Origin of the sequence: Psychrobacter sp. UBA6739, from assembly GCF_002453835.1 — a bacterium.
GTDB classification, from domain to species: domain Bacteria; phylum Pseudomonadota; class Gammaproteobacteria; order Pseudomonadales; family Moraxellaceae; genus Psychrobacter; species Psychrobacter immobilis_A.
On record NZ_DKHR01000033.1, the window covers coordinates 1 to 16,509 of the forward strand.

Genomic DNA, 16,509 nt, shown 5'->3' on the forward strand with positions numbered 1-16,509 from the left:
GCGATCGGTAAACATATAGAATACCGGGGTCATGCCGCCCGCATCCTGAATAAACGTACCAACAAACAGTAAGTTATTGGTAATACGAAAAAACTCGCTCATCATCACGCGAATGGTTTCAGCGCGCGGTGGAATCGTAATTCCAGCAAGCTTTTCAACCGACATGATGTACGGCAGCTCATTCATCACGCCACCGAGGTAATCGATACGGTCGGTATAAGGAATAAATGAATGCCAAGTTTGACGCTCAGCCATCTTCTCTGCGCCGCGATGGTGATAGCCGATATCAGGGATACAATCGACGACTTCTTCACCATCAAGCTGTAGTACTAAACGGAATGCACCGTGAGCAGAAGGATGGTTAGGACCGATGTTCAAGAACATAAAGTCTTCATCACGACCTGAACGCTTCATGCCCCACTCTTCTGGGACAAAACGCAAGTTTTCTTGCTCGTATTGCTGCTTGGCAGTGTTCAAGAAGTACGGGGTAAATTCCGTTGCACGCGCATGATACTCTTTACGCAGTGGATGACCTTCCCAGTATTTTGGTAATAGAATACGGGTCAAATGCGGATGACCGGTAAAGACAATACCGAACATGTCCCACACTTCACGCTCGTACCAGTTGGCATTTGGCCAAATCTGCGTAGCGCTCGGTACATTGACATCGTCTTCACTCAGCGCGACTTTAATACGCACATCACTATTACGCTCAAGCGACATTAGGTGATAAAACACTGTAAAGTCACTGTCAGGCAACCCTTGGCGATGCTGACGCAGACGCTCATCTATCGCTGACAAGTCAAATAGCATGACGTATGGCTGGGGTAATTTACGCAGGTATAGAAGAATATCCAGCAAATCAGCACGTGCCACCCAAACCGTTGGAATCTCATCCACAGTGTGCTGCACGACAAACTTACCGGCATACTTCTGCTCCAGCTCGGTGATAACCGCTGGAACAGGCTTAATGTTAGGATCTATGTTTTCGACTACCGTGACCATGAATGATGTATTCCTTCATTAATCATCATTGAGCTATGTTGAGCCTAACCGAGCTACATTAATCATAACTGAACCATGTTAATCATAACTGAACTACGCTAAACATAAGCGAACTACGATGAATATATGCGTACTGAGCACTTTTACGGATTGTGTATGATTGAGCCAAACTAAAACATGATATAGCCAAATAATTTATGCCTAAATGCTGTTTATCACATGCAGTTTGGCTACAGGCTCGCTGATTAAATACTGTCTGGGCTACGCAAGTTTTTCACAGCGATACGATCTGCTTGCTTACGGTCACGCTCAGGCGTCATTTGTGGCTGATAAATACCCTGATCATTGACATGAATACCTAGCGGGCGACGCTCTTTAGTAATCGACTCTTGCAGCAACATCAAGCCTTGGATCAACGCTTCTGGACGCGGCGGACAACCGGGCACATAGACATCAACAGGGATAATTTTATCCACGCCTTGCACGACCGAATAGATATCATACATACCGCCAGAGTTGGCACAGGCGCCCATCGAGATAACCCATTTTGGCTCAAGCATTTGCTCATACAGGCGCTGAATAACCGGTGCCATTTTGACAAAACAAGTACCAGCAACGATCATCACATCCGCCTGACGGGGCGACGCGCGAATGACTTCGGCACCAAAACGTGACAAATCATGAACGGCGGTTAGGGTGGTGGCATATTCGACATAACAGCAAGAGGTACCAAAGTTAAATGGCCAAAGTGAGTGCTTGCGCCCCCAGTTTGCTGTTGAATGGACGAGGTCTTCGAGACGACCCATAAAGACGTTTTTATTCACTTCGTCTTCGATTGGATCATTGACCGTTTGACTGGTCTGTGCAGGATAGACATCTGCATCAGGGTTGGCTTTTGTTAATGTGTATTTCATAACATACAACCTTTATATTAGGCGAAGCGCAGCAATCATCTTGCTTTCACTATCGCCTTAACTTCTATTATTAATAAGCGACCATTTTGCAGTAATGTGCCACAAGACCGTCAAAAGCAATTAGCGTTTGACTTTGTCTTGTTGCGCAGATGTAGCAAAATCCATGGAAGTCACATTACCAGTAGTATTAATATGATCGATATTTTGCAAGTGACGACGGTTGGTCTCGATATTGTTCGAGACATTAATCTGCCCTGAAGACTGGGCTGGTATCTTGCCAGTTGGATCGACCATCAGCTCATCGACGCCATCAAACTGCGTAATATCTGCCAAATTAAAACCTGCTGGAGCTGCATATAGACGTGGTTGCTTGCGGCGCTTGTCCGATGGTGCCCAATTCATCGCACCCAGACTGAGCTCGTATACCAAGCCTATAATCAAGATGGTAATGAATATCGCGGCAGCGGCAAAGCCCAGCCAGCCTGCTTCACGTACTGAAACAGCATAAGCGTACAAATATAGTGCTTCTAAATCAAAGATAACGAAGAAGATTGCCACCAAATAGAATTTGGCAGACAAACGAATACGGGCGTTGCCAGCTCCGACAACACCCGCTTCAAATACTTCTTCTTTTTGTGAGCCCTGAGAGCGACCGCCAAGCAAACGCGGCACAACCAGCATAAAGACCACTAGCCCAATGGCGGCTAAGATAAAAGCAATGGCTGACCAATTAAAAGCAGACATGATAATACGTGCTCCTCACCCAATCGAGTGTCAAGCGCAGCGCGCATACTCACAAACTATAGAGTGGTAATAGCGACTGGCATAACGCAGACGAAAACACAAAGTAACTGCCATTGGGTCTTAATAACTCAATGGCTCATATAGATACTGTGCTGGTAATAACCAATTATCAAGCTTATTGACGACGATGTCAGACATGACCAACTATAGATACTCCGATGTATAACGGAGAAAGGCTGGTCGCCTAACGCATCTTCTAACAACGTAAGATCAACGTATTAAATCAATATCATATTCGATAGTTTATTTAATTGATTTAATAGCTCATTACACGTGGTCAACAATGACGAGACAACTGGCATAAATTATTTACGTACTATACGCATATCAGTGCCTAAAAGCTAGTTTTTAACTGTATTGAACGGTCACTTTATAGGTGAAAGAAACATGTTTTTTTTGCCATGAATTATGATATAGACGTTACCTTATATTAAGCCCAAATCCACATTTTTGAGTCGACGCTAGTATATATAGTATAAGTCACGAAAAATTAACGCTTTTTTACTGGGTGCCGATCCTTGAACTCCTCCCCAATGTGACAGTTTTTGCTTTATAATAACCCGCCTAATTGCATGGTAGTATCAGCGGCTGTTTTAACGATGGCTCTCTTGATTAATTGTCACAAAATATTAACGGTCATGAGCGTGATTAGCGGATAGGTTGATTAACCTTATCGACGCTATGTTTTGATATCAAGATGATGCAACAAACTATAATGCTATGTTGCCGTCTTGCGCTATCGATCTGCCTCATACGTGCCGTTTTTATCTTACTTAGCAACGCTTGATATCAACACTCGCCTTTTTTGCTTTCTTTTTGCTTTTGTCTTACAGGTCACCTTATGAGTCAACTTAATCCCAAACAACAAGAAGCGATGCTTTACGTATCCGGTCCATTGCTTGTGCTAGCAGGTGCCGGCTCCGGTAAGACATCGGTGATTACCCGCAAGATTGCGTATCTAATCGAAGAATGCAACATGCCAGCCGAGCGTATCACCGCGGTGACCTTTACCAATAAAGCGGCGCGCGAGATGAAAGCCCGTGTCAGTAAATTGCTGCCGAGTGAAAAAACTCGCGGGTTGACGGTGTCTACCTTTCACCAATTTGGGCTACAGTTTTTGCGTTATGAGCTGATTCATACACCGCTCAAGGGTAACTTCTCCATTATGGACAGTGACGACAGTAAGCGTTTGCTGATGGAGCTGATGATGCGTGACAATTTAAGCGGCGCTGAAAGTCGTGAATTGGTCGGCAAAGCCATTAAAATGATTTCTGACTGGAAAAACGATCTGATTGAGCCGGATAAGGCGATGGAAACCTTAGACGATCCAGAAGACATGATCTTCGCGACCCTCTATGCCTTATATGAGCGCAATTTGCGGGCTTATAACGCTGTTGATTTCGATGATTTGATTGTCCTGCCGACCAAGATATTACGTGAAAACAGAGAGCTGCGCGATAAGTGGCAAAACCGTATTCGTTACTTGCTCGTCGATGAATATCAAGATACCAACACCGCCCAGTATGAGATGATTAAATACTTAGTCGGACCGCAAGGGCGTTTTACCGTCGTGGGCGATGACGATCAATCTATCTATGCGTGGCGCGGTGCAAAACCGGAAAACATGGCGCTACTCAAAGAAGATTTCCCAAAATTAAAAATCGTCATGCTTGAACAAAACTATCGCTCGACCACGCGTATTTTGACTTCTGCCAATGCCGTTATTACCAATAACGAGCATTTATTTGAAAAGAAACTCTGGTCAGATAAAGGTCAAGGCGAAAAAATTCGCATTATTAACTGTCGTAATGATGATGATGAGTCTGAGCGTGTGGCAAAAGAGATTGTTACTCATAAACTGCGTTTCGGTAATGAGTGGGAGCAATATGCCGTTCTTTATCGCAGTAACTTTCAGGCGCGCATGCTAGAGGCGCAGTTGCGTCAACTGCAAGTGCCTTATAAATTATCGGGTGGTCAGTCGTTCTTTGCGCGTAGTGAAATCAAAGACATCATGGGCTATCTGCGTTTGATTTTGAACCCTGAAGACGACAGTGCGTTTTTGCGTATTATCAATACGCCTAAGCGTGGAATGGGGCCAGCAACGCTAGAAAAGTTAGGCTTATTTTCACAAGAGCATAGCATCTCGCTACTCGCTTCTTGTACCCACGCAGGGCTCGCGCATGTTTTACCGTCGAAGGCTTATGGTACGATAAAGGAGTTCGGTGAGTTTATTGAACATTATACGCGTGAGCTGGATCAGCATCCTGACCCTGTGCCTATCGTTCGTCAGATGATTGATGAAACGGGTTATATCGACTTTGTGCGTAGCGACGCCAAAACCCCGCAACAAGAAAAAAACCGTATCGATAATATTGATATGCTCTACACTAGTATTCAATCACTGATTAATCGCGCCGAAGAAGACGAAGATCGCACCATTGATACCATCATTCGTAAGCTGGTGTTGCTAGATATGCTCGAGCAACAGCAAGAAGAAGAAAATACCAACAAGGTTAACTTGATGACCTTGCATGCAGCAAAAGGTTTGGAATTTGATTTTGTGTATATCATGGGGCTTGAGGAAGAAATGCTACCGCATCGCAACTCTATATTAAGCGAGACGGTCGAAGAAGAACGGCGCTTAATGTATGTGGGCATTACTCGTGCGCGTCGAGAGCTGACATTGACGCTAGCGACTCAGCGCCGTGCAGGCGGACAGATGCGTGTCACTTCTGAATCGCGCTTCTTAGATGAGTTACCAGAAGAGCATATCGACTGGCCAGCCAAGGCGAAAAAGAAAAAAGCGACTAAAGACCCAGAAGCTGTTGCTGATGAATACTTGGCTAATATTCGCGCTTTATTGGGTAATCGTTAGCGTTAGGCTCAACGCTTGAGAGCATCATCAGTTAGCGACATGAGAAATTAGCACTTATTCGACATTTTAGTGTTTGTTATTATTTATACTTTCTAAAAACTTTGGAACCTTTATGCCTACCCCTATGCCTGATCAGGAACGACCATCTACGCTACAGGGAGATTACAATCCAGCAGAGTATAGCGGCGAATATAAGCTTCTATACCTGCAAAGTTTGGTTGCTGACAAGGCATACGAGGCGATTACTGAGTTTTTAGAAAAGCAGTCCAAATATGAGATTGCGAGCCTATTAGAATCGTTCCCTAGCCAAAATCGCTTATTGATTTGGGCACAAGTACCAGAAAATATCAAAGGCGAAGTACTTGCCGAGTTAGAGTTTGATACACGCCAGCCGCTGTTAGAAAACGTCTCATCGAAAGACATTTCCTTATTTACCCAAGACCTTGATGCGCAAGACATCTCTGAGATTTTAGACACCGTCACCGAAAGTGTGCGTACCTCGGTCATGGCAACCTTGGATGAAGACATCCGAGTGCAGGTCAATAAGCTCGATACCTATGCTGACTGGGAAGTCGGTCGTTACATGGATCCTGACCTCATTCAGATTAGGGATGATATCACCCTTGCAGAAGTACAGAACTGGCTACGAGAAAATGACGATTTGCTCGATGATGAAAGCCAAGAGCTGCTGGTCGTCGATCAAAGCCAACAATTACTCGGGCTGCTCAGTCTGGTCGATTTGATTAAACACGATCAAACTACTTTAGTCTCAGAATTGATTGATAACGCCATCACCATTAATGATCGCTTAGACATCCAAGATGCCGCGGCGATTTTCCGCTCAGAGGATATTCGTTTTGCCCCCGTTATTAATAGCCACGGTGAATTGGTCGGTCAGTTAAATGGCGAGGACATCATGGAAATTATCCAAGATGATGTCGATAGCACCATGAAAAACCTCGCGGGTGTCAGCCAAGATGAAGAGCTGTTTGCGCCTATTTTAACCAGTGCCAAAAGCCGCAGTATTTGGCTGGGCATTAACTTGTGTACCGCCTTATTGGCTGCCGCTGTGATTGGTCAGTTCGAGGCGGTACTGGCAAAAGTGGTGGCGCTGGCGATACTCATGCCTGTGGTTGCTAGTATGGGCGGTATTGCCGGGTCTCAGACATTAACTGTCGTCATTCGCGGTATGGCGATGGGTCAAATCGGTGGTTCCAACCGTTTGTGGTTATTAAATAAAGAGCTGTGGGTTGGCGCGATAAACGGTATCATATGGGCGATAATCATGGCGATTATTGCCCAATTATGGTTTCATGACATTAAAATTAGCGCCGTCATTGGTTTTGCCATTGCGATTAATATGACTGCTGCTAACGTTTCGGGCATTAGTATTCCACTGCTCCTAAAACGCATGAATATTGACCCTGCCCTATCCGCCTCGGTTATTTTAACCACTGTGACGGATATCGTCGGCTTTATGTCATTCTTAGGTTTGGCAAGTGTGTTGATACTATAATCACATAGCCAACGTTAAAACAATATTATTTAGAAGCAATATTATTTAGAAATTATCTTATTTAGAAACAATATTATTTAGAAACTATCCAACCGTTAAGTGAGTGCGTTATGCAAGCTGTACAAGTTAAAGTATTAAACCCCAAAATTACTGAAGATAAAGCGTTCTCGTTACCGACACGCGCCACTGATGGCAGCGCTGGTATCGACTTGCGCGCTTGTATTGATGAGCCATTGACGATTAAAGCAGGTGCCACGCATTTAATTGGTACTGGTTTGGCGGTTTATATCCAAGATCCTAACTTTGCAGGGATGATTTTACCGCGCTCAGGTCTTGGTCATAAGCACGGTATCGTCTTGGGTAATTTGGTTGGCTTGATTGATGCCGATTATCAAGGTGAGCTGATGGTCAGTATTTGGAATCGTAGTAATGAAGACTTTGTGTTGAATCCTGCGGAACGTATGGCACAATATGTCGTCGTACCCGTTGCCCGCCCTGATTTTGAAGTGGTATCAGAGTTTAGTGATACCAGTGCACGCGGTGCAGGCGGCTTTGGACATTCAGGCCGCCAATAATCAGTCGTCATTACTGATTTGCCATGTTAATTATCTTTTAGTCATCACAAAATCATCATCACGTGAATCACGCCATAAGGAGAGTAAGCGATGCCGTCTTTTGCTGCGCAGCAATGCTTATTTCGTGCTTATGATATTCGTGGTTCACGCCAGCATTTTACCACTGACTTTATTCAAGCATTGGGCAAGGCATTTGCTCAGCTTTATAGTGTCGCAGATTGCAACCCAACAGCAGCTCCTGTCAAAGCCTGCCTGCCAAAACCAAGTATCGACCGTAAAAGAACCGTCATTGTGCTTGGTTATGATGTGCGTCTCGGTAGTAATATTATCGCTCAGAGATTGGCTAATATAATGATTGAATATGGCCTACAGGTTATCCAGCTGGGGTTAATTACTACCCCCATGATGGTTTTTTGGGCAGAGCAATATTCTGGTCATGGCATTATCGTCACCGCCAGTCATTCTGCTAAAGACATTTTAGGTATTAAATGGTTGGTCAACCATCAATCTCCGAGCCATGCAGAGATTCAGTTGCTTTGGCAAAAAACACGGGCTAACTATGCCTGCCACCTCAATCACTCTCAAGCACAGGTTGATGCTCAAAATACGCTGAAAAATACAATTGCTAAATCTATTTTCAATCAGCCGTTCAATTTATCTGATGCACAAGTCACGACGACTTATATTGAGGCTGTCGCTCAAGTTTTTAAGCAAATCCATCCCTCTAATAAACTACTTCTTAAAGATAACCAACAACCATCTGGCACCCTTGATGTAGTAATCGTCATAGACTGTATGCATGGCGCGACCAGTAATATTGCCCAGCGTTTATTTGAGCATTTTTGCCAGCAAGTCATCATGATTAATGACATCGCAGATGGCAGTTTTCCCTCTGGCAATCCAGATCCCACTGAACCACACCGTCTTAAACAATTACAGCGAAGTGTGCGTCAACATCAAGCAGATATAGGTATCGCTTTTGATGGCGATGGCGACCGCTTAATGATCGTTGATAATAGCGGTAAAGTTGTCACGCCCGATCACTTGCTATATTTATTAGCGCAAGTGGCGCTGACCGAACACCCCGAATCGCTGTGTTCTAAAAGCCCAGACCATTCACAACTGCCTTTTCAAATCCTTTTTGATATTAAATGCTCCCATCATCTACCGAAACTCTTGTCTGAGCTTGGCGCAACACCTGTGCTCAGTAAAACGGGCAGCAGCTTTATGCGCCGACAGATGCAGCAATCTGCTGGTCAAATTGTCTTTGCGGGTGAATTGTCAGGGCATTTCATATTTAACGATAGCCGCTTTATTATTTATGATGACGCCATGTACGCGGCCTTGCGATTGCTGCATTGGCTAGCGGCTTACGATGCTCAGGGTGAAAAATCTCTGACTGATATTACAGAGCAATTGCCTGCTATGGTCAGTACGGCGGATCATTATTTGCCGATGCCTAAAACCCTTAAAAAAGACGATACTATCGTCGAGCAGCTGACCAAATTTTGTCAGTATTTACGCCAGCTCGTGGAAGCGACTGTAGCAAAAGATTCTGGTGATCATTGGATAGCTACTAGCCAGCCATCGCTTTGCCGTTGTTCGATGAGTCGGCAATATGTGACGTCCAAGCAAGCCAAATGCTTATTGCCAGTGGGGACGAAGCTGAGCTGTATTGATGGCGTGCGTTTGGATTTCGCCCATGGTTTTGGGGTGCTCCGCCAATCAAATACCAGTCACAATCTTACCGCACGCTTTGCTGGTGATAGCATAGAAGACTTACGCGACATTCAAGCAAAATTTGCCGCTTTATGTCGCCCATTTGATAAAAAACTGGCGGAACAAATTGTCGCTATTCCTGCCGAATAGTTTTGAGCAAAATAGTTACCGTCAAAGTAGTTGCTGTCAAATAAAAATATGACTTTTTAATACCATAACTTAGGAGTTTATAATGACGCTTAATTTAGATGATGCCAAAAACACTGCTGAAGTATTGACCACAGCGCTGCCTTATATCCAGCGCTTTGTCGATAAGCTTATCGTGGTCAAATACGGCGGCAATGCGATGACGGATCCTGCGCTTGAGAGCTCATTTGCCCGCGACATCGTCTTGTTAAAAACTGTTGGCATTCATCCTGTGGTCGTGCATGGCGGTGGTCCACAAGTGGATAACTTATTAAAAGAGTTGGGGCGTCAGTCAGACCGTATCGATGGTATGCGTGTCACCGATAAAAGTACCATGGATATCGTCGAGATGGTCTTGGGTGGTAGCGTCAACAAATCTATTGTTAGCTTAATCAACAAGCACGGTGGCCGCGCTATCGGTTTGACGGGTAAAGATGCCAATTTAATCCTAGCCAAAAAACTGATGATGGAAAAAATTGGCGCAGATGGGATTGCTGTGCCCGTCGATTTAGGGTTTGTCGGTGATGTGGTCAGTGTCAATAAAGACGTGATTAACATGCTCATTGCCTCTGATTTTATTCCCGTCATCGCGCCACTTGGGGTCGATAGCGAAGGCAATACGTACAATATCAATGCCGACTTGGTTGCAGGTAAAGTAGCCGAATTTTTACAAGCTGAGAAATTAATGCTATTGACCAATATTAAAGGTGTGCTGGGTCGTGACGGCGAAGTCGTGACTGGACTCACGCCAAAGAAAGTCGACAGCCTCATTGAAGACGGCACTATCTCAGGCGGCATGATTCCCAAAATCCAATGTGCACTTGATGCGGTACGTAGCGGTGTAAAAAGCGCGGTGATCGTCGATGGTCGCGTGCCTCATGCCACGCTGTTAGAGATTTTTACCAATGAAGGGGTTGGTACATTAATCAGTCGTGATTTAGGTTCATCATTGGCCGAGTAGCAGGAGTAAATCATGGCATTGTGGCTTTGGTGTCTGCTTTTTATCTTAGAAAGCTTGTATTGCTGGTGGATTATTGGCTATGGTGGCGCAAAATGGATAGAAGGGTGGAAGTCATTTTTCCTCATTGAATGGTTTGCACTAGATTGGAATGCTGAACAAATTCGCTTTTACGTCTTGCTTATATGGCTCGCAAGTGTGATTTGGTTTATTTTAGGTGTTATAAAGCCCGAGCTAAGAGGTTCTTAGCTCGGGCTTTATTAATGGTAGCCGTATTCTTTTACGAAAAAACTTTATCAAACTCAGCTTCATCATAACCGCATAGTAATATATTTTTATCTACCCGCTCACCTTCAACTATCGGACGCTTAATCATGCTGGTATTTTCTAGGAGCAAATCAATGGCGTTATCTAGACTAGCATCAGCCGCTTGCTTTTGACTGTCGTCTAGTTTGCGCCATGTCGTACCGCGCTTATTGAGCACTTTATCAATGCCTAATTTATCTACCCAGCGCTGTACCGTTTCTTTATCGATACCTTGTTTTTTATAATCATGAAAATCATAACTGACACCTAGCTCGTCTAGTTTGGTAAAAGCTTTTTTCATGGTGCTGCACGATTTGATACCGTAAATAGTGATGGTCATAAAAACTCCAAATCAATGATCATTATTCTGTTTATTATACCTAAGCCTATAGGTATTTGGTTTATGATAACCAAAACATTAAAAACCCACTCAAATTTTCAAATTTGTATTCTTCATCATGCGCAAACGCCCTATCATATCGTCGCAATTTTTGCCAAATTACGCTATGCTATGGCATTGTGAAATTTCACCCAATTTATTCGTATTAATCAATCTCGAGCCAACTATGAGCAATACTGTGACATCTGACCAAGCTGAAAACAATCATTATAACCCACAAGCGATAGAAGCGGCGCAGCAAGCCAAATGGGCAACTGACAAGCGCTTTGAAGTGAGCAATGAGCCAAGCGATAAGCCAAGTCGCTATATGCTGTCGATGTTCCCTTACCCAAGCGGTAAGCTGCATATGGGTCACGTGCGTAACTATACGATTTCTGATGTATTGAGCCGTTACTATCGACTCAAGGGCTATGAAGTCATGCAGCCTATGGGCTGGGATGGTTTTGGCTTGCCAGCAGAAAACGCGGCGATTGCCAATCAGACGCCACCTGCCAAATGGACGTTTGCCAATATTGACAGCATGCGCGCGCAGCTTAAATTACTGGGTTTGTCTATTGACTGGTCACGTGAATTCGCCACTTGCAGCCCTGAGTATTATCAGTGGGAGCAATGGTTGTTTTTACAGCTATACAAAAAAGGCTTGGTCTACAAAAAACTGTCGACAGTCAACTGGGATCCTGTTGATAATACCGTTTTAGCCAACGAGCAAGTCATCGATGGTAAAGGCTGGCGTAGTGGCGCTGCGGTCGAAAAGCGCGACATTCCGATGTATTACTTCAACATCACTGATTATGCTGACGAATTGCTCGATGATTTGGATCAGTTAGAAGGTCACTGGCCATCAGAAGTATTGACCATGCAGCGCAACTGGATTGGTCGTAGCGCAGGCATGGAAGTACACTTCCCTTATGAGCTTGCTGGCGAGACCAATACCTTAGATGTGTTCACTACTCGCCCTGATACTTTAATGGGTGTGACTTATGTGGCGGTCGCAGCCGAACATCCGCTAGCGCAGTATGCGGCTGAGCATGATGAAGCGATTGCGCAATTCTGTGCTCTTTGCAAAAAAGGCTCAGTTGCAGAAGCAGACCTAGCTAAAGCTGAAAAAATCGGTATGGCTACTGGTCTTACGGTCACGCACCCACTCACTGGCGAAGAAGTGCCAGTATGGGTTGCCAACTATGTGCTTATGAGCTACGGCTCAGGCGCGGTGATGGCTGTCCCTGCTCATGATGAGCGTGATTATGAATTTGCGATTAAATACAGCTTACCCATCAAACAAGTCATCGATATCCCTGTCGGCTATTTCGATACGTTAGAAGCAGATGCAAAGGCGAACGATACTGAGATTAATCGTGCTTATACCGAACGCAATACTTTGGTCAATTCAGGTGAATTTGATGGTTTAGACTTTGAGCAAGCATTTGAAGCCATGCTGACCAAACTAGAACCACAAGAGCTTGCTAAGAAAAAAATCCAATACCGTCTCCGTGATTGGGGTGTTTCTCGCCAGCGTTATTGGGGCTGTCCTATCCCAATGGTTAACTGTGAGCATTGCGGCACCGTACCTGTCGAAGAGCAAGATTTGCCCGTTGTCTTGCCGACTGATGTCGTTCCTGATGGTCGCGGAAATCCGTTAAAAAACATTCCAGAATTTGTCAATACGACATGTCCTAAATGCGGTAATCCTGCTGAGCGCGAAACCGATACCTTTGATACCTTTGTGGAGTCAAGCTGGTACTATGCACGCTTTGCAAGCCCAAATGATGCGCAAAGCATGGTCAACAAATCTGCCGCCAATAAGTGGCTGCCTGTCGATCAATACATCGGCGGTGTTGAGCACGCGGTGATGCATCTACTTTATGCACGCTTCTTCCATAAACTGATGCGTGATGAAGACTTGGTGTCAGGAAATGAGCCATTTGCTAATTTGATGACGCAAGGCATGGTATTGGCAGGGACATTCTATCGCCTAAATGAGGATGGCAGTACCACCTACTACTTTGCAGAAGACATTGATATCGACTATGACGAACGAGGTCAACCGATTAAAGCCATCTTAAAATCTGATGGGCAGCCGGTGACCATTGGCAAAATTGAAAAAATGTCTAAGTCAAAAAACAACGGTGTCGATCCGCAAATTACCATCGATAAATATGGCGCTGATACCGTTCGTCTTTATACGCTCTTTACCGCGCCTGCGGATCAAACGCTAGAATGGTCAGATGATGCGCTCAAAGGCCCTTATAACTTCGTCAAAAAAGTATGGCGTATTGCTACTGAACACATGCAAGCGCTTACTGCTGCGAATCTAAGTATCGAGACGCTGAACAATGAAGCTTTGAGCACTGATGGCTTAAGCAAAGAAGCCAAAAACTTACGCCGTAAAACTCATGAAACCATTGCTAAAATCGATAGTGATTTGGGTGATCGTTTGGCATTGAACACACCTGTATCAAGTTTGATGGAGCTTGCCAACGAGCTGACTGGCTTTAAGGCCAATAGCACGCAAGACCTACAGGTACAGCATGAGGCATTGACGGATCTGCTGATTATGCTATCCGTATATGCGCCGCACATTGGTGAACATTTACTTGAGCAATTGGGTTTAGATACCATTACCTTGAATTATCCAGAAGTTGATAAAAGCGCTCTGGTACAAGATATGATCACGATGGTAGTACAGGTCAATGGTAAAATGCGCGGTAAAATGGACGTAGCTCCAAATAGCGATCCAGAACAGCTAAAAGCACAAGCACGCTCAATGGAAAGTGTGGCAAAATTCTTGACTGGCGACATCAAAAAAGAAATCGTCGTCCCTAATAAGCTGGTAAACATCGTGGTGGTAGGCTAGATTTTTTAGGCTCAGTACTTCTTATTAGTTTAATGATTAGTCTGAGCCTTTTTATAATATTAGGATAGCGATTATGTCGTATAAATATCGAGCAGGTCAGTCACCCAAAGCCAGCTTAAGCAAAAAAGACGCTTTTGCCAAAAAATCAAACGGACAAAAACTGGCGGCGGCTTTTCTGACTGCCCTGCCAATGTTTGCGCTACTAGGTGCAACGGCAGCTATTAGTGGCTGCGGCTTTCAACTGCGTGGCTATGATGCGCCGATGCTGCTTGATGTCGCCAAAACAGCCGTGATTCTCGAAGACAATCGCACCTCATTTCCGCTTAAGCTGCCATTGACAAGACGCCTAAAAACTTTAGGTGTTGAGGTCATTGACAACATGACAGCAGCTGATGTTGCGAACAATAACAAACAAGCAAATGCTGAACCTATTGCCGCTATCACCATCAATAACGTCCGTTTTAAGCGTTATGAGCTGGTCGGTGTACTGACAGAGATCCGCTTGGTACTTTCAGCAGATGTCAGCTATCAGACCATGGAAAATGGCAAACCAATTACGCTAAGCAACCCTATCCAAGTCGAGCGTAGCTATCAATATAATGAAGCATCGGTAAGCACTGATGATCAGCAAGGCGATCAAATTCGTGACTGGCTCTATGACAGTTTGGCACGCCGAATTACTGATCAATATGTCGCCATCTCCCTACCAAAGGTCAGCTCTTCTGGAGTCAGACAATCTGTGCAAAGCGGTAATGGCTCAACATCGATCGCGGTGGTGGTGCCAAACCCATAGTTTATAATGCGCAACACATTCCACGTTTATTTTCATCAATCTGTGTACTTATTACCCTATGCAAGATACCTTTATACAAGCCTACCCAAAGCTACTACAGCCTTCCGTTGCAGTCGCGGGCTTGTGGCTGGCGCATGGTGATGAGCCACTACTCAGTCAATGGCTCATCGATGCCCTGCGACCACATTGGCGCGCGCAGAATTACGCGATTAAGCGTATTGAGCTGATATCAGTCAAGAGCTGGCAAGAAGTATTGTCAGAGCTTGGTAGCCAGTCTTTATTTGATGATGCCAGTGCACTCATCGTGACGGGTAACCATAAGCCTGACAAGGCGGTCATCACTGAGCTTGAGCACTTTGCCGTTGAAGCTCAAACAGGGACGCACAGTCATAGTTTATTATGGCTCACGCCCAAGCAAGACAAACGAGCGCAAAGCAGCAAGTGGTTTACGCCATTTGCTCAATATGGTCATGTCATTGATTGCAATTTATATAATGAGCAGCAACGACAGCAGCTACTGCAAATACAAGCTCAGCAGTTTGGTTTACGGCTATCGCAAGAGGCGTGGCAGCTGCTTATGTCGCATACTGAGCACCATCTGCTAAGCGCTTATCAGACCTTATGGCGGCTCTCCTATTTATTTGCGCCGCAGCTAGTCGCTAAGAATATTGAGGCTAATCATCAGGCTGATCACTCTACACAACTTCCAAACAATGTTGCCTTAGACATTAAGGATCTACAAGCCGCGTTGGTCAGTGATGCACAATTTAGCGTCTTTGATTTATCGGATGCCATGCTTGCCGGTAACAGCACGCAAGTCGCCAAAATCATGTTTCAGCTGAAAGCCACCGACGAGCCAACCACCTTGGTATTATGGGCGATTAGTAAAGACATGCGGCAAATTATGCAATTGATGGATGGGCAAGATCCGCAAGCGCTTGGTATTTGGCGTAGCAAACAAGGGTTGTACCAGCAAGCTTGCCGTCGCCAGTCAAAAACTCAAACGGCTGAATGGCCTGCCCTGCTTTATAAATGTGACCAAGCCATCAAAGGACTCGTGCGTCAGCCAGCGTGGGAGTTATTATTGCAGGCAGCGCTTGAGTTATCAGGTAAGCGGCTGTTTGCCGTTTGATTGGTTGAAAAAATTCAATAACTTATTTAACCAAGTTTTCTTATCGTAAGTTCTGTTATTAACTGAATAAGGAAATTTTTTTAAAGTTTCTGTTATATCTGCTTCTTTTTTTCTACCCCATTCATGATTTAGCTGCGTCATAAGTTCAATTTGCTTATTAAAGCGTATAACTCTTTGATCTTCACTCATGACACTATTCTCTTGCTCATACTCGCCTGCTACCCTAGACGTTACCATCTCAAAAAACTCATAAATGAAATCGTCTACATCTAAAAAAGATTCTCTAGATAACTCACTACCGCGCTCACATATTACATAGTGGTAATAGCCACCGCTTATCTCCAAGTGTGGCTCACCAAATCCAGAAGGCATATCTCTTAAAATAACATCATCAATATTTAGCCCTATCTTTTTACTATAATCGTTAATTATTTTTTGAATTTGCTGATGGTTTAACATTACATTCTTCCTT

The 16,509-nt window shown here is 44.5% G+C and carries 14 protein-coding genes; 9 read left to right on the forward strand and 5 right to left on the reverse strand.

Features of this window, described 5'->3' with window-relative positions; translation table 11 throughout:
- The 3 genes from B2575_RS07945 to ndhC all read right to left on the reverse strand — a co-directional run.
- Window positions 1-1,005 (reverse strand): NADH-quinone oxidoreductase subunit C (locus B2575_RS07945; protein ID WP_296241058.1); only part of this gene is annotated, 1,005 nt, incomplete at its 3' end.
- A gap of 245 nt (window positions 1,006-1,250) precedes the next feature.
- Window positions 1,251-1,919 (reverse strand): NuoB/complex I 20 kDa subunit family protein, encoded by a 669-nt coding sequence (locus B2575_RS07950; protein ID WP_025653094.1) that lies wholly within the window; start codon window positions 1,917-1,919, stop codon window positions 1,251-1,253.
- Window positions 1,920-2,039: 120 nt separating this feature from the next.
- Window positions 2,040-2,663, reverse strand: coding sequence for an NADH-quinone oxidoreductase subunit A (gene ndhC / locus B2575_RS07955; protein WP_055124534.1), 624 nt, complete (start codon window positions 2,661-2,663; stop codon window positions 2,040-2,042).
- Between the two features lie 901 nt (window positions 2,664-3,564).
- Between ndhC and B2575_RS07960 the strand changes: the two genes are divergently transcribed.
- The 6 genes from B2575_RS07960 to B2575_RS07985 all read left to right on the forward strand — a co-directional run bounded on the left by B2575_RS07960 (window position 3,565) and on the right by B2575_RS07985 (window position 10,801).
- Complete coding sequence (locus tag B2575_RS07960; protein WP_060490569.1) at window positions 3,565-5,598, forward strand: UvrD-helicase domain-containing protein; 2,034 nt, start codon at window positions 3,565-3,567, stop codon at window positions 5,596-5,598.
- Between the two features lie 112 nt (window positions 5,599-5,710).
- Window positions 5,711-7,114 (forward strand): magnesium transporter, encoded by a 1,404-nt coding sequence (mgtE, locus tag B2575_RS07965; RefSeq protein WP_083475673.1) that lies wholly within the window; start codon window positions 5,711-5,713, stop codon window positions 7,112-7,114.
- Between the two features lie 110 nt (window positions 7,115-7,224).
- Complete coding sequence (gene dut, locus B2575_RS07970; protein ID WP_296241068.1) at window positions 7,225-7,689, forward strand: dUTP diphosphatase; 465 nt, start codon at window positions 7,225-7,227, stop codon at window positions 7,687-7,689.
- A 90-nt stretch (window positions 7,690-7,779) separates the two neighbouring features.
- Entirely contained in the window at window positions 7,780-9,558 is a 1,779-nt protein-coding gene (locus B2575_RS07975; RefSeq protein ID WP_296241069.1) for a phosphomannomutase/phosphoglucomutase, read from the forward strand.
- An 82-nt stretch (window positions 9,559-9,640) separates the two neighbouring features.
- Window positions 9,641-10,555, forward strand: coding sequence for an acetylglutamate kinase (gene argB / locus B2575_RS07980; RefSeq protein WP_055124537.1), 915 nt, complete (start codon window positions 9,641-9,643; stop codon window positions 10,553-10,555).
- Window positions 10,556-10,567: 12 nt separating this feature from the next.
- Window positions 10,568-10,801, forward strand: coding sequence for a hypothetical protein (locus tag B2575_RS07985; RefSeq protein WP_055124538.1), 234 nt, complete (start codon window positions 10,568-10,570; stop codon window positions 10,799-10,801).
- A 31-nt stretch (window positions 10,802-10,832) separates the two neighbouring features.
- On the opposite strand, the gene B2575_RS07990 is transcribed toward B2575_RS07985, so the two are convergent.
- On the reverse strand, window positions 10,833-11,198 hold the full coding sequence (locus tag B2575_RS07990) for an arsenate reductase (protein ID WP_296241073.1): 366 nt from the start codon (window positions 11,196-11,198) through the stop codon (window positions 10,833-10,835).
- Window positions 11,199-11,424: 226 nt separating this feature from the next.
- Here B2575_RS07990 and leuS point away from each other — a divergent pair, with 226 nt between their 5' ends.
- The 3 genes from leuS to holA all read left to right on the forward strand — a co-directional run bounded on the left by leuS (window position 11,425) and on the right by holA (window position 16,037).
- A complete protein-coding gene (gene leuS, locus B2575_RS07995; RefSeq protein ID WP_296241075.1) occupies window positions 11,425-14,112 on the forward strand; it encodes a leucine--tRNA ligase in 2,688 nt (895 codons plus the stop codon).
- A 73-nt stretch (window positions 14,113-14,185) separates the two neighbouring features.
- Window positions 14,186-14,905, forward strand: a complete 720-nt coding sequence (locus tag B2575_RS08000; RefSeq protein ID WP_296241077.1) for a hypothetical protein — start codon at window positions 14,186-14,188, stop codon at window positions 14,903-14,905.
- A gap of 58 nt (window positions 14,906-14,963) precedes the next feature.
- A complete protein-coding gene (gene holA / locus B2575_RS08005) occupies window positions 14,964-16,037 on the forward strand; it encodes a DNA polymerase III subunit delta (RefSeq protein WP_201559969.1) in 1,074 nt (357 codons plus the stop codon).
- On the opposite strand, the gene B2575_RS08010 is transcribed toward holA, so the two are convergent.
- On the reverse strand, window positions 16,011-16,496 hold the full coding sequence (locus tag B2575_RS08010) for an Imm63 family immunity protein (protein ID WP_201559970.1): 486 nt from the start codon (window positions 16,494-16,496) through the stop codon (window positions 16,011-16,013). The genes holA and B2575_RS08010 overlap by 27 nt on opposite strands.
- Window positions 16,497-16,509: the final 13 nt, after the last annotated feature.

What these genes read in the sequence shown, in the direction of transcription:
- B2575_RS07950 (WP_025653094.1), bottom strand. Translation starts at nt 1,919, where the DNA reads ATGAAATACACATTAACAAAAGCCAACCCTGATGCAGATGTCTATCCT.
- ndhC (WP_055124534.1), bottom strand. Translation starts at nt 2,663, where the DNA reads ATGTCTGCTTTTAATTGGTCAGCCATTGCTTTTATCTTAGCCGCCATT.
- B2575_RS07960 (WP_060490569.1), top strand. Translation starts at nt 3,565, where the DNA reads ATGAGTCAACTTAATCCCAAACAACAAGAAGCGATGCTTTACGTATCC.
- mgtE (WP_083475673.1), top strand. Translation starts at nt 5,711, where the DNA reads ATGCCTACCCCTATGCCTGATCAGGAACGACCATCTACGCTACAGGGA.
- dut (WP_296241068.1), top strand. Translation starts at nt 7,225, where the DNA reads ATGCAAGCTGTACAAGTTAAAGTATTAAACCCCAAAATTACTGAAGAT.
- B2575_RS07975 (WP_296241069.1), top strand. Translation starts at nt 7,780, where the DNA reads ATGCCGTCTTTTGCTGCGCAGCAATGCTTATTTCGTGCTTATGATATT.
- argB (WP_055124537.1), top strand. Translation starts at nt 9,641, where the DNA reads ATGACGCTTAATTTAGATGATGCCAAAAACACTGCTGAAGTATTGACC.
- B2575_RS07985 (WP_055124538.1), top strand. Translation starts at nt 10,568, where the DNA reads ATGGCATTGTGGCTTTGGTGTCTGCTTTTTATCTTAGAAAGCTTGTAT.
- B2575_RS07990 (WP_296241073.1), bottom strand. Translation starts at nt 11,198, where the DNA reads ATGACCATCACTATTTACGGTATCAAATCGTGCAGCACCATGAAAAAA.
- leuS (WP_296241075.1), top strand. Translation starts at nt 11,425, where the DNA reads ATGAGCAATACTGTGACATCTGACCAAGCTGAAAACAATCATTATAAC.
- B2575_RS08000 (WP_296241077.1), top strand. Translation starts at nt 14,186, where the DNA reads ATGTCGTATAAATATCGAGCAGGTCAGTCACCCAAAGCCAGCTTAAGC.
- holA (WP_201559969.1), top strand. Translation starts at nt 14,964, where the DNA reads ATGCAAGATACCTTTATACAAGCCTACCCAAAGCTACTACAGCCTTCC.
- B2575_RS08010 (WP_201559970.1), bottom strand. Translation starts at nt 16,496, where the DNA reads ATGTTAAACCATCAGCAAATTCAAAAAATAATTAACGATTATAGTAAA.